14 protein-coding genes and 1 pseudogene are annotated in these 13,206 nt (G+C 68.6%); 13 read left to right on the top strand and 2 right to left on the bottom strand.

The window, feature by feature from the left end:
• Positions 1 to 35: 35 nt before the first annotated feature.
• The gene (locus tag EYW40_RS02640; RefSeq protein WP_135820068.1) at positions 36 to 1,232 is read right to left on the bottom strand and encodes a pyridoxal phosphate-dependent aminotransferase; all 1,197 of its coding nucleotides are present in this window, start codon (positions 1,230 to 1,232) and stop codon (positions 36 to 38) included.
• The gene (gene ribH / locus EYW40_RS02635; protein WP_135820067.1) at positions 1,229 to 1,630 is read right to left on the bottom strand and encodes a 6,7-dimethyl-8-ribityllumazine synthase; all 402 of its coding nucleotides are present in this window, start codon (positions 1,628 to 1,630) and stop codon (positions 1,229 to 1,231) included. Before ribH ends, EYW40_RS02640 begins: the two co-directional genes overlap by 4 nt.
• 106 nt (positions 1,631 to 1,736) lie before the next feature.
• On the opposite strand from ribH, the gene EYW40_RS02630 reads away from it, so the two are divergent.
• The 13 genes and pseudogenes from EYW40_RS02630 to nuoL all read left to right on the top strand — a co-directional run bounded on the left by EYW40_RS02630 (position 1,737) and on the right by nuoL (position 13,205).
• Positions 1,737 to 3,533: a flippase activity-associated protein Agl23 gene (locus tag EYW40_RS02630; protein ID WP_135820066.1), complete on the top strand. Its 1,797-nt coding sequence runs from the start codon at positions 1,737 to 1,739 to the stop codon at positions 3,531 to 3,533.
• Positions 3,534 to 3,564: 31 nt separating this feature from the next.
• A complete protein-coding gene (locus EYW40_RS02625; protein WP_135820065.1) occupies positions 3,565 to 4,716 on the top strand; it encodes a 5-(carboxyamino)imidazole ribonucleotide synthase in 1,152 nt (383 codons plus the stop codon).
• Positions 4,717 to 4,722: 6 nt separating this feature from the next.
• The gene (locus tag EYW40_RS02620) at positions 4,723 to 5,358 is read left to right on the top strand and encodes an AIR carboxylase family protein (RefSeq protein ID WP_135820064.1); all 636 of its coding nucleotides are present in this window, start codon (positions 4,723 to 4,725) and stop codon (positions 5,356 to 5,358) included.
• Positions 5,359 to 5,496: 138 nt separating this feature from the next.
• Positions 5,497 to 5,910 carry an NADH-quinone oxidoreductase subunit A gene (locus tag EYW40_RS02615; protein ID WP_135820063.1) on the top strand — a complete coding sequence of 138 codons (414 nt, stop codon included), beginning with the start codon at positions 5,497 to 5,499 and terminating at the stop codon, positions 5,908 to 5,910.
• Positions 5,897 to 6,604, top strand: coding sequence for an NADH-quinone oxidoreductase subunit B (locus tag EYW40_RS02610; RefSeq protein ID WP_135820062.1), 708 nt, complete (start codon positions 5,897 to 5,899; stop codon positions 6,602 to 6,604). Before EYW40_RS02615 ends, EYW40_RS02610 begins: the two co-directional genes overlap by 14 nt.
• Complete coding sequence (locus tag EYW40_RS02605; RefSeq protein WP_135820061.1) at positions 6,601 to 8,262, top strand: NADH-quinone oxidoreductase subunit D; 1,662 nt, start codon at positions 6,601 to 6,603, stop codon at positions 8,260 to 8,262. The genes EYW40_RS02610 and EYW40_RS02605 overlap by 4 nt, the downstream gene beginning before the upstream one ends.
• Positions 8,262 to 9,335, top strand: a complete 1,074-nt coding sequence (locus tag EYW40_RS02600; protein WP_135820060.1) for a complex I subunit 1/NuoH family protein — start codon at positions 8,262 to 8,264, stop codon at positions 9,333 to 9,335. Before EYW40_RS02605 ends, EYW40_RS02600 begins: the two co-directional genes overlap by 1 nt.
• A complete protein-coding gene (locus EYW40_RS02595; RefSeq protein ID WP_135535564.1) occupies positions 9,332 to 9,793 on the top strand; it encodes a NuoI/complex I 23 kDa subunit family protein in 462 nt (153 codons plus the stop codon). The genes EYW40_RS02600 and EYW40_RS02595 overlap by 4 nt, the downstream gene beginning before the upstream one ends.
• Positions 9,794 to 9,918: 125 nt before the next feature.
• Positions 9,919 to 9,999: pseudogene (locus EYW40_RS02590) on the top strand (NuoI/complex I 23 kDa subunit family protein); the annotation flags it as partial.
• 249 nt (positions 10,000 to 10,248) lie between these two features.
• On the top strand, positions 10,249 to 10,518 hold the full coding sequence (locus EYW40_RS02585; RefSeq protein WP_135820059.1) for an NADH-quinone oxidoreductase subunit J: 270 nt from the start codon (positions 10,249 to 10,251) through the stop codon (positions 10,516 to 10,518).
• Entirely contained in the window at positions 10,515 to 10,886 is a 372-nt protein-coding gene (locus tag EYW40_RS02580) for an NADH-quinone oxidoreductase subunit J (RefSeq protein ID WP_135820058.1), read from the top strand. The genes EYW40_RS02585 and EYW40_RS02580 overlap by 4 nt, the downstream gene beginning before the upstream one ends.
• A complete protein-coding gene (nuoK, locus tag EYW40_RS02575; RefSeq protein ID WP_135820057.1) occupies positions 10,886 to 11,191 on the top strand; it encodes an NADH-quinone oxidoreductase subunit NuoK in 306 nt (101 codons plus the stop codon). Before EYW40_RS02580 ends, nuoK begins: the two co-directional genes overlap by 1 nt.
• 4 nt (positions 11,192 to 11,195) lie before the next feature.
• Entirely contained in the window at positions 11,196 to 13,205 is a 2,010-nt protein-coding gene (gene nuoL, locus EYW40_RS02570) for an NADH-quinone oxidoreductase subunit L (protein ID WP_135820056.1), read from the top strand.
• The last annotated feature ends 1 nt before the right edge of the window (position 13,206 follow it).

Raw genomic sequence — 13,206 nt, 5'->3', positions numbered from 1 at the left:
CGGGTTGACGCCCGGACAGGGACCCACGCGCGGCGTTACAGGTAGCCGTCCGCGGACAACCGGTCGACGGCCTCGCGGAGCCGCTCCTTGCTGTTGGCGTAGGAGATGCGGGCGTAGCCCGGCGTGCCGAAGGCGCTGCCCGGCACCGTGGCGACGTGGGCGTCCTCGATGGCGCCCTCGCACCACGCGGTGTCGACGGTTTCACCGTCTCCAACTCGCTGCTCTTCCAGAGCAGCGCAGTCCTCGTCGACGGGCAGCATCATGTAGAACGCGCCGTCGGGCGTGGCCACGTCGACGCCGTGGTCGGCGAACAGGTCGACCAGCATGTCTCGGCGCTCCTCGAACGCCTCGGCCATCTCGGCGACGGCCTCGTCGGTGTTTGCCAGGGCCTCGACGCCAGCGTGCTGGACGAAGTTGGTCGCACACGAGACGGAGTGGGAGTGGAGCTTCCCGGCCTGGTCGATGAGGGCCTCCGGCGCGGCGACGTAGCCGAGCCGCCAGCCGGTCATCGAGTAGGCCTTGGAGAAGCCGTTCACCGTCACCGTGCGCTCGGCCATCCCGTCGAGGGTGCCGAGGCTGGTCGGCTCCGCGCCGTAGGTGATCTCGCGGTATATCTCGTCGGAGATGACCGTGAGGTCGTGCTCGACGGCCAGGTCGCGGACGCCCTCCAGCGCGGCGTCGGAGTACACCGCGCCGTGGGGGTTGCCCGGCGAGTTGACGACGAGCAGTTCGGTGTCGTCCGACACCGTCTCGGCCAGGTCGTCGAGCGCCGGCTCCAGCTGGAAGTCGTGGGAAGCGGTGTCGACGCGGGAGACGCTCCCGTCCGAGAGCTTCACCATCGCCTCGTAGGAGACCCACGCCGGGTCCAGCAGGACGACCTCGTCGCCGTCGTCGATCAGCGACTGGAACGTCTCGAACAGCGCCTGCTTGCCGCCGGGCGTGACGATGACGTTGTCGGCCTCGTAGCCAAGCCCGCAGTCGTCCCGCAGGTACTCGGCGATCGCCTCGCGGAGTTCGGGGATGCCCTTCGACGGCGTGTAGCCGGTGTGGCCCGCGTCCATCGCGGCCTGGCCGGCCTCGACGATGTTCTCTGGGGTCGGGAAGTCCGGTTCGCCGACGCTCAGGTCCACGACGTCGACGCCCTCTGCCTCCAGTTCGGACGCCTTGTCGCTGATCGCAAGCGTCGCGCTCGGTTCGACTCGTTCGACTCTGTTGGCGAAGTCCATGGTCATAGTTCCTCGGCGAGTTGGACGGCGCTCTCGACCGCCTTCGCGCCGTTGTCGGTACGCGCTCGGGCCTCGTCGGCGCTCATCCCGGGGCCGGATATCCCGAGGGTGACCGGCGTGTCGCGGTCGAGGCTCACGTCGGTGAGCCGGCCGTACGCCGCCTCGGCGATCACCTGGTCGTGGTCGGTGTCGCCGGTGATTATCGCGCCGACGACCGCGACGGCGTCGATCCCGTCGCGGCGGGCCAGCCGGTCGGCCGCCAGCGGCGAGTCGTACGCGCCGGGGACGTAGAGCGTCTCCGCGACCTCGGCGTCGGCCTCGTCGGCGGCCGCCCGCGCCGACCGCTCCATCTCCTCGGTGACCGGAGCGTTGAACTCCGCGACCACCAGTCCGAGCGTTACCATACCCGACGGTTCCGGGACCGCGAACATAAGGACTGCCGTTCGTGGCGACACTGGCGGCCGGTCGGAAGATAAAGAGTTTCAACCCGGGGCCACGGTGAGGGAACCGATGGCAGACGAATCCTCCGCCCGCGACCCGCGCCGCGACCGGACCGCGGCGGCGGTCGTCGGGCTCGCCGCCCTCGCGTTGCTGGTCCGGCTGGTCGGCCTCGGGTCCCGGGTCGCCCACTGGGACGAGGGTCGGATCGGCTACGCCGTCCTGCGGTACGCCGACACGGGCGCGTGGACGTACGACCCCGCGCTCCACGGCCCGTTCCTCTTTCACGTCAACGAGTTCCTGTTCGGCCTGCTCGGGCCGACGGACTTCGCGGCGCGGCTGGTCGTCGCGCTGGTCGGCGGGGCGCTCCCGCTCGCCGCCCTCCTCTTTCGCTCGCGGCTGGCCGACGACGAGACGGTCGCGTTCGCCCTCTTTCTCGCGCTGAACCCGGTCCTGCTGTACTACTCGCGGTTCATGCGAAACGACGTCCTCGTCGCCGGGTTCATGGTGTTCGCGCTGGGCTTTCTCGTCCGGGCGTACGACCGCGGGTCGGCGTGGCACCTCTACGCCGGCGCGCTCGCGCTGGGCCTCGGGCTGACGACGAAGGAGAACGCCCTCCTGTACCTGCTGGCGTGGGTCGGCGGCGGCCTGCTCCTGCTCGACGGCCGGGTCCTGCGCGCCACGGAGCCGGCGGCGTCGGCCGACGGGGGCGAACCGGCGGGCACCGAGGACGCGACGGCCGACGCGGACGGCGCGGCGACCGACCCGGTCGCCCGACTCCGGGAAGCCGTGACGACCCGCGCCGACGACCTGCGGTACTGGAGCGGCCCGGTCATGCTGGCGGCCGTCGAGGTCGTCCTCGTGCTCGTCCTGTTCTACGCGCCGCGGGGCGACGCGGGCGCGACGCTCGGGAACGCCCTCGCCGACCCGACGCTCCTGCCGGCGGTCGTCGATGCGGCGCTGGCCGACACCTGGGACCGGGTCGGGTTCTGGACGAGCGGGGCCCAGTTGAGCCACCCGTACATCTCGTGGCTGGTGTACTACGTCCGGACGCTCGCGGTCGCGGCCGCCCCGGTGACGGTGCTCGCCGTCGCCGGGTTCGTGGCGGACCGCTACGCCGACGACGGCCCCCGCGACCTGGTCGCGCTCGGCGCGTACTGGGCCGGGGCGAGCCTCGTGTTCTACCCCATCGTCAGCGCGACGAAGGCGGCCTGGACGCTCGTCCACGTCGTCGTCCCGCTCGCGCTGCCGGCCGCGGTCGGCCTCGCGCTGGTGTACCGCTGGGGCGCGACGTCGCTCGCCGAGGACAGCCCGCTGCGGACGGCGGTCGCCGCCATCCTGATCGTGGCGGTCGTCCTCGGGACGGTCGGTGCCGGCGTCCAGTACGCCCACGTCGCCCCGCAGTCCGCCGACAACCCGATGGTCCAGTACGGCCAGCCCGCCGGCGAACTGCGCGGGACGCTCGACGACGCGACCGCGGCCGCCGGCGGGAGCGACGGCGTCGGGGTGCTCTACTACGGCGAGTTCTTCCACGTCGACAACGAGAGCCGGGCGGCCAGCCTCCCCGTGCGGAACGTGACCGACGACAACGGGGTCATGGTGGAGAACAACGGCAACTGGTACCACCGCCTGCCGCTCCCGTGGTACTTCGAGGCGGCCGGGGCGGAGTCGGCCAGCGTCGCCGGGACGGCGGCGTTCAACGAGACGCTCGCCGAGGAGTCGCCGCCGGTCGTCGTCGCCCGCGCGAACGCGACCGACGCCATCGAGGGCTCCCTCGACGGGTACGACGCCCACACGCACGAACTCACCGCGCCGGGGACGGAGATCGTCGTCTACGTCGACCGCGCGGCGCTGAACGAATCGACGTAGTTAAACGACGACGCGGGAAACGCCCGCTCACATGACACCACCGCTGTCGACGCCCGGACCGACGCTCGGCGTGGTCGGCGGCGGCCAGCTCGGCCGGATGCTCGCCGAGGCCGCGTCGCCGCTCGGCGTCGAGCTGGTCGTCCTCGACCCGACGCCGGACTGCCCCGCGTCGCCGGTCGTCCGCGACCAGATCGTCGCCGAATTCGACGACGAGGCGGCCGTCCGCGAGCTCGCGGAGCGGTCGGACTTCCTCACCTTCGAGATAGAACTCGCGGACCCGGACCTGCTCGAATCGGCGGGCGAGGCGGCCGGCGCCCCCGTCCACCCGGACCCGGACACGCTGCGGACGATCCAGGACAAGCTCGTCCAGAAGCGGGCGCTCGCCGACGCCGGGATCCCCGTCCCGCCGTTCCGCGCCGTCGACGACGCCGCGGAACTGCGCGACGCGCTCGACGACCTCGGGACGCCCGCGATGGTGAAAGCCCGCACCGGCGGCTACGACGGCCGCGGCAACGCGCCGATAACCGACCCCGCCGACGCCGAGTCGGTGCTGGAGGCAGTCGGCGCCGGGGACGGCGGCGCGATGGTCGAGTCGTTCGTCGACTTCGAGCGCGAGGTGTCGGTCATCGGCGTCAAGGGCGACGGCGAGGTCGCCACGTTCCCCGTCGGGGAGAACGTCCACGAGGAGGAGATCCTCCGGGAGACGGTCGTGCCGGCCCGGACGACCGACGCCGTCCGCGAACGCGCGCAGACGGTCGCCCGCGACGTGCTCGACCTGCTCGACGGGCGCGGGACCTACGGGATCGAACTGTTCGAGACCCCCGACGGCGACATCTCGGTCAACGAGATCGCGCCGCGGCCCCACAACTCCGGCCACTGGACGATCGAGGGGGCGCTGGCCTCGCAGTTCGAGCAGCACGTCCGGGCGGTCACGGGCCGCCCCCTCGGTGCCACCGACCTGCGTGCACCGACGGCGATGGCGAACGTGCTGGGCGACGTCGACGAGCGCCGGTCGGCGGCGCTGGCGGGCGTCGACGAAGCGCTCGCGGCGCCGGGCGTCGGCTTCCACTGGTACGGCAAGCGCGAGGTGTACCCGCTCCGGAAGATGGGCCACGTGACCGCCGTCGGCGACGACGCGCTCTCCCGGGCCCGCGCGGCCCGCGACGAACTGACGTTCGAGTAGCACACCATGACACAGGCAGACTCCGTCTCCGACCTGATCGCATCGCTCGAAGCCGAGGCCGAACGGGACCGGGACCCCGCCGAGACCCCCGACGTGGGGATCGTGATGGGGAGCGACTCCGACCTCGACGTGATGATGGGCACTGACGACGACCCCGGCGCGTACGACGCGCTCCGGGAACTGGGCTTCGAGGAGGTGACCGACTACGACGACCCCCCGGAGGTGCGGTTCACCTTCGAGACGTACGTCGTCTCCGCCCACCGGACGCCGGAACTGATGTACGCGTACGCGGAAACGGCCGCGGACCGCGGCGTCGACGTGATCATCGCGGGGGCCGGCGGGAAATCCGCAGACCTCCCGAACATGACCGCCTCCATCGCCTACCCGGTTCCGACTATCGGCGTCCCCGTCCAGGAGAAGTCAGTCGACTCGGTCATCGGGATGCCGACCGGCGCGCCGCTGGTCGCCGTCGACGCGGGGAAGTCGTTCAACGCCGCGCTGTCCGCAGTACAGATCCTCGCGCGCGAGCACGAGGTGCTCCGGGACCGGCTGGTCGCCTACCACGACGGCCTCCAGCAGGACGTCGGCGAAGTCTCCCGGGACCTCCACGAACTCGGGACGCCCGGCTTCCGCGAGCGGTAGCGGACGGGCGCGGTTCGCGCCGGCCGCCCGCAACACCCGGATCGAACCGACTGGAACCGCGGCGGAATCGAATACCGGCAAAACGGCAAGAATCAACCCTTATATGGGTGCGTTTCTAACCTGCGCACGTTACGGAGAATGAACCAGTGGATAGCAGTCGGCGCGCTAGGTCTGGTGGGACTCCTCATTCCGCTCGGAATGATGGCGGTGTCGAGTCTCCTCCGGCCGAGCGTCCCGGAAGACAGCAAACGCGCCACCTACGAGAGCGGCGAGATCCCGACGGGGGGCACCAAGATCCGGTTCAACATCCAGTACTACATGGTCGCCCTGCTGTTTCTCGTCTTCGACATCGAGACCGTCCTCATCTTCCCGTGGACGGTCATGTACCGCTCGGCGCTGGAGAACGGGGCGAGTCTGATGCAGGTGCTCGCACCGATGCTCGTGTTCGTCGGCGTTCTCGTCGTCGCACTCGCGTGGGCGTGGCGCAACGGCGCAGTCGAGTGGGCACGGAGCCCGCAGCAAACACGGAGGGTAACCAATGAGCAGCGATAACCCGCGGGAGTCGATCGTCGACAGTACAGCCCCACAGACCAAGACGCGCGAGGCCCGCATGGGCGAGGGCGTCGACGACCGCTTCAACTCGAAGCTGCGCGAGGCGTTCGGCGCGTCCCCGTTCATCCTCACGAAGTTCGACAAGTTCATGAACTGGGTGCGGGGGTCGTCGATGTTCATGCTGCAGTTCGGGATCGCCTGCTGCAGCATCGAGATGATGCATACCTACGCGGTCAAGCACGACCTGGACCGGTTCGGGTCGGGCGTCCCGCGCGCCTCGCCGCGCCAGGCCGACGTGATGATCGTTCCGGGCACCATCGTCTCGAAGTTCTCGCCCCGGATGAAGCGCGTCTACGACCAGATGCCCGAGCCGAAGTTCGTCGTCGGCATGGGCTCGTGTACCATCTCCGGCGGCCCGTTCCAGGAGGGGTACAACGTCGTGAAGGGGGCCGAGGAGGTCATCCCGGTCGACATCCACGTCCCGGGCTGCCCGCCCCGCCCCGAGGCGCTCGTCTACGGCGTCGTCAAGCTTCAGGAGCGGATCGCCAACGGCGAGTCCGCGCCGGTGACGGTCAAGCCCTACGAACTGGAGCAGTTCGCCGACCTCGAACGGGACGAGATCGTCGACGAACTGGCAAAGGAGATAGACGAGGAGACGCTGGTCATGCGCTACAACTGGGCTGATTCACCATGAGCACGCAGGAGGAATCCCCCGCCCCGGTCACCGAGGGCGTCGACTACGACGCGCTCGCGGAACTGCTGGGCGAGACGGCGATCGGCCGCGAGTCCCACAAGAACGCCGACGGGTTCGTCGTCCGGCCCGACGAGGTGCAGGACGCCCTGTCGACGCTCCGGGACGAGGCCGGCTTCGACCACCTGGCCTGCCTCACCGCCCAGGAGTACGAGGACCGCTACGAGTCGATCTACCACCTGCGGAAGTACGACGACCCGACCGAGGAGGTCAGCGTCGTCGTGCCGACGCCGCGGGACCAGCCGGTCAGCGAGTCCGCCGAGCCGGTGTTCCGCACGGCGGACTGGCACGAGCGGGAGGCCTACGACCTCGTCGGGATCGAGTACGACGACCACCCCGACCTGCGGCGCATCCTGCTCCCCGAGACGTGGCAGGGCCACCCGATGGGCCGTGACTACGACCAGGACAAGCCCCAGATCGTCCCCTTCCAGGAACACGCCAACCCCCTGGAGGAGGACCACATGGACGCCGAGTCCGACACGATGTTCGTCAACATCGGGCCGCACCACCCGGCGACCCACGGCGTCCTCCACCTGGAGGCGACCCTCGACGGCGAGACCGTCGCGGACGTGGAGCCCGACATCGGCTACCTCCACCGCTGCGAGGAGCAGATGGCCCAGCAGGGCACCTACCGCCACCAGATCATGCCGTACCCCGACCGCTGGGACTACGCCTCGGCGGGCCTGCTGAACGAGTGGGCGTACGCGCGCACGGCGGAGGACCTGGCTGACCTCGACGTGCCGGAGTACGCGCAGGTCATCCGGACGATGGGCGCGGAACTGTGTCGCATCGCCGCCCACATGCTCGCGGTCGGTACGTTCGCACTCGACGTGTACGGCGACTTCACCGCCGTGTTCATGTACGCCATGCGCGACCGGGAGCGGACCCAGTCGATCCTGGAGGACCTGACCGGCCAGCGCATGATGTTCAACTACTTCCGGCTCGGCGGCGTCGCCTGGGACCTGCCGGAACCACGCGACGAGTTCTTCGAGAAGACCCGGGACTTCCTCGACGAGCTGCCGACGGCCCTGGAGGAGTACCACGACCTGCTGACGGGCAACGAGATCTTCCAGTCGCGCTGTCTCGACACCGGCGTCCTCGAACCCGAGGTGGCGAAGCAGTACGGCGCGACCGGGCCGGTCGCCCGCGGTTCGGGCATCGACTACGACCTGCGCCGCGACGACCCGTACGGCTACTACGACGAGCTCGACTGGGACGTCGTCACCGAGGACGGCTGCGACAACTACTCCCGCGTGCTCGTCCGCCTGCAGGAGGTCGAGGAGTCCGCGAAGATCATCGAGCAGTGTGTCGACCTGCTCGAGGACTGGCCGGAGGACGACCGCGAGATCCAGAGCAACGTCCCGCGGACGCTCAAGCCGGACCCCGACACGGAGATCTACCGCGCCGTCGAGGGCGCGAAGGGCGAGCTCGGCATCTATATCCGGAGCGACGGGACGGACAAGCCCGGCCGGTTCAAGATCCGCAGCCCCTGTTTCCACAACCTCTCGGTGCTGCCGGAGATGGCAAACGGCGAGTACATCGCCGACATGATCGCCTCGCTGGGTAGCCTCGACATCATCCTCGGGGAGGTGGACCGCTGATGAGCGCGGTCGCACAGGTGGGCGGCGGCCCGCTGCTTCCCCAGCGCATCAGCGACATGCTCGGCTTCGGCGGCTACGGCGTCGCCGGCGAGCTCGTCGCGGCGCTGCTGGCCGCCGCGCTGGTCAGCGTCCTGATGCTGACGAACGCGGCCGTCGCCGGCCCGTGGGCGAAGCGGAAGATCACCGCCGCGTTCACGGACCGCATCGCCGTCAACCGCATCGGGCCGTTCGGCCTGTTCATCATCGTAGCCGACGCGGTCCGCCTGCTGTCGAAGGAACTGATCGTCCCCGAGAACGTCGACCGCCCGGCGTGGGACCTGGCTCCCATCGTCGTCGCGTCGTCGGCGCTGCTGGGCTTTGCCGTCATCCCGATGGGGAGCGGCGTCCAGCTGGCCGACCCCGAGGTCGGCCTCGCGTACGTGTTCGCCGTCGCCGGCATCGCGAGCGTCGGGCTGGCGATGGGCGGGTACGCGTCGGCGAACAAGTTCTCGCTGCTCGGCGGCCTGCGCGCGATCGCGCAGAACGTCGCCTACGAGATCCCGCTGGTCATCACCGCGGCCTCGGTCGTCATCTTCACCGGCTCGCTCCAGCTGTCGACCATCGTCGAACAGCAGGCCGAGCCGCTGGTGACGCTCGCCGGGGTCACGATCCCGTCGTGGTTCGCCTTCGTCAACCCGTTCGCGTTCGTGCTGTTCGTGGTGGCGAACCTCGCGGAGGTCGGCCGCAACCCGTTCGACACGCCGGAAGCGCCGACGGAGATCGTCGCCGGGTACCAGACGGAGTACTCCTCCGTCTACTTCGTCCTGTTCTACCTGGGCGAGTTCCTGCACATCTTCCTCGGCGGCGCCATCATCGCGACGGTGTTCCTCGGCGGTCCCGCCGGTCCCGTGCTGCCGGGGCTGGTCTGGTTCATCGTCAAGATCTGGGCCGTCTTCCTGTTCACCCAGTGGTGTCGCTCGGCGATCCCGCGCGTTCGTATCGACCAGCTCATCGAGATCGGCTGGAAGGGGATGCTCGTGCTCTCCTTCGCTAACCTGGTGCTCACGGCCATCATCGTGGGAGTGATAGCATGATCGGACTGCTCAAATCGATGGCGACGACGATGAAACACGCGCTCGACGGCAACACGTTCACCGTCGAGTACCCCGAGACCGCACCCGAGGTCAGCCCGCGGTTCCGGGGCGTCCACAAGTTCAGTCAGGAGCGGTGCATCTGGTGCCGGCAGTGCGAGAACGTCTGCCCGAACGACACGATCCAGATCGTCACCGACGACCAGCGCAACGGCGAGCAGTACAACCTCCACATCGGCCAGTGCATCTACTGCCGGCTGTGCGAGGAGGTCTGCCCCGTCGACGCCATCCTGCTGACCCAGAACTTCGAGTTCACGGGCGACACCAAGGACGACCTGGTGTACAACAAGGAACAGCTGAAGAACGTCCCGTGGTACAAGGACATCGACCCGCTCGAATCCCGGGAACCGGACCGCGGTGCGTGGATCGGCGAGGGCGAAGGCGAACTGGACTACCAGTAACCGTCACCGTCTCGCAGGTCCGCTCCTGTGATTCCCGGGACCGAACGAAGTGAGGTCCCGTTTTTTCGCCCACGTTTTTGCGCGAGTGGTTCGCCGGAGGCGAACCCGAGCGGAAAAAGGTGGTGGATACCGACCCGCTCGAATCCCGCGAACCGGACCGCGGTGCGTGGATCGGCGAGGGCGAAGGCGAACTGGACTACCAGTAGGCCGTTCCGTTCTGCGGCTTCGGTTCTTTCGACCGGCGTATCCGTTGTTGCCGTGACGCCGCTTATCCTCAGTACCGGACTGTTAGCCGGCTGTACGCCCGTACGCACAGGGAACGAATACGTTCGGGTCGGCTATTGGTACCACATAACACGAACTGGACGTACGCCGGGAGGCCGCTCCCGGATCCGGCCTGCTGTCTCGTCGCTGTCTCGAAATCTTGAAAGGGCGCCCGGCAAGAGAGTGTACCAATGGCACCTTACGAGACCATCGCGTTCGCGCTGTTTGCCGCCATCACGGTGGCGAGCAGTCTCGGCGTCGTGCTGATGCGGGACGTGTGGCATTCCGCACTGCTGCTCGGCGTCGCGCTGCTCAGCGTCGCGGTGCATTACGTGATGCTGCAGGCCGAGTTCCTCGCAGCGATGCAGGTCCTCGTCTACGTGGGCGGGGTCCTCATCCTCGTCACGTTCGCCGTGATGTTCACGCGCGACACCGACGCCCAGGAGGTGGTCGAGACATGACCAGCAAGCCGAAGTTACGCCTCGGCAGGGAACTCCTGCCGGGGCTCGGGGCCGTCGCGCTGTTCGCCGTCTTCGCGTACACGTTCGTCACCGCGGAGTTCGGCGACTCGGCGGGGTTCCCGGGCGGCGAGAGCATCACGGAGAACATCGGGCTCGCGATGTTCGACATGGCGTCGCTCCAGACGATCCCGGCCGAGGGCTTTCTGGTCTCGTTTATCGTGATCGCCATCGCGCTCGACGCCGCCCTCGAAGGCGCGGTCATGCTCGCCAAGCGCGAGGAGGACGGCGCGGTGGTCAACCCGCTCAAATCGGACGCCGAGGAGGAACCGACGGCCGCCGACGGCGGCCGTCCGGGGGGTGAGGACTGATGGCGGTGGCCGTCGAGTACTACCTGCTGCTGTCGGCCGCGGTGTTCTGTATCGGCCTCTTCGGGATCCTCACGCGGCGGAACGCGCTGCTGTTCCTGATGTCGGTCGAGCTCATGCTCAACGCCGCCAACATCAACTTCATCGCGTTCTCGCACTACCACGGCAACCTCACGGGCCAGGTGTTCAGCCTGTTCACGATGGCGCTTGCCGCCGCCGAGGTCGCCGTCGGCATCGGCATCATCCTCGTCCTCTACCGGAACTTCCGGGACGTGGACGTCACGAAGGCGACGACGATGAGGTGGTAACAGCATGTACGAATACGCACCCGCGATCTCCCTGCTTCCGTTCGCATCGTTCCTGATCGCCCTGTCGGTCGGGAAGTACATGCCCAAGAAGGGCGCGTTCGCCGGGATCGCCGCGACGGGCGGCTCCCTGCTGCTGTCCATCTGGGCGTTCGTCACCGTCTCGGGCGGCGAGGTGTACAACGAACCGGACCTGTACACCTGGGTCGCCGCCGACGGCATCAGCCTCCAGTTCGGCATCCTCGTCGACCCGCTGTCGGCGATGATGCTCGTCATCGTCAGCCTGGTCGCGCTGCTCGTCCACGTGTTCAGCCTGGGCTACATGAACGACGAGGGCGAGACCGGCCTGCCGCGCTACTACGCCGAGCTGGGCCTGTTCACGTTCAGCATGCTCTCGTTCGTGTACGCCAGCAACCTGCTGATGGCGTTCATGTTCTTCGAGCTGGTCGGGCTCTGCTCGTACCTGCTCATCGGCTTCTGGTTCCGCACCGAGAGCGCGGCCAGCGCCGCCAAGAAGGCGTTCCTGGTCACGCGCTTCGGCGACTACTTCTTCCTGGTCGGCGTCGTCGGGGTCATCGCCACGTTCGGCACGGCGCAGTTCGCCGGGCCGGAGTCGTTCCCCGTCATGGCCGAACACGTCCTCGTCGAGGGCGAGGGCTCCTTCACCACGTTCCTCGGCCTGAGCGAGCAGAACTGGGTGACGGTGCTCGGGCTGCTCGTGCTGGGCGGCGTCATCGGTAAGTCCGCCCAGTACCCGCTGCACACCTGGCTGCCCGACGCGATGGAGGGTCCGACCACCGTCTCCGCGCTCATCCACGCGGCGACGATGGTCGCGGCCGGCGTCTACCTCGTCGCGCGGATGTACGGCTTCTACGCGCTCTCGCCGACCGCGCTGGCGCTCATCGCCTTCGTCGGCGGCTTCACGGCGCTGTTCGCGGCGTCGATGGGCGTCGTCAAGGACGACATCAAGCAGGTGCTCGCGTACTCGACCATCTCGCAGTACGGCTACATGATGCTCGGGCTCGGCGCGGGCGGCTTCGTCGCCGGGACCTTCCACCTGATGAACCACGCGTTCTTCAAGGCGCTGCTGTTCCTCGGTGCCGGTTCGGTCATCGTCCTGATGCACCACGAGCAGGACATGTGGAAGATGGGCGGCCTGAAGTCGAAAGCGCCCGTCACCTACTACACGTTCCTCGCGGGCGCACTCGCGCTCGCCGGCATCGTCCCGTTCTCCGGGTTCTGGAGCAAGGACGAGATACTGTTCGAGGCGCTCCACTACGGCCTCGGCAACCAGCCGCTCCTGCTCGGCGCGTACGCGATGGGACTTATCGCCGTGTTCTTCACCGGCTTCTACACCTTCCGGATGGTGTTCCTGACGTTCCACGGCGAGCCGCGGAGCGACACCGCGCGCGACCCGCACCCGGTCGGCTGGTCGATCAAGCTACCGCTGGTCGTGCTCGGCCTGCTGGCGACGTTCATCGGCTTCGTCAACATGGTGCCCGTCGCCGACCTGCTCGGCGCGGACATCGAGTTCCTCCACCAGTGGCTCGACGGGCCCGAGGAGACGATCACCTCGGTCCACCACTACGAGGAACTGATCCACGAGGCGGCCCACTACGAGGCCGGCAGTATCGGCCCGTACCTGCCCGCGGCGATCTCGCTGGGGCTGGCGCTTGCCGGTGCCGGGCTGGCCTACCGCCTGTACAACGTTCCGGACCCCGAGCCCCACACCGAGAAGCTCGGGGGCATCAAGACGCTGCTCGCGCACAACTACTACCAGGACGAGTACCAGGTGTGGCTCGCCGAGGGCGTCACGCAGCCCATCGCCCGCGCCGCCAACAAGTTCGACCAGACGGTCGTCGACGGCGCGGTCAACGGCATCAGCCGCGTCAGCCTCGCCAGCGGGAGCCGCGTGAAGCGGATCCAGACGGGGGTCGTGTCGAACTACGCGGCCCTGATAACGCTGGGGCTCGTGGCGCTGCTCGTCATCGTCGGTCTCCAAGGAGGGTGGTTCTGAC

The sequence above is a fragment of the Halostella litorea genome (genome assembly GCF_004785955.1).
Classification (GTDB): Archaea; Halobacteriota; Halobacteria; order Halobacteriales; family Natronoarchaeaceae; genus Halostella; species Halostella litorea.
This window is presented reverse-complemented; position numbering and strand designations above follow the sequence as displayed.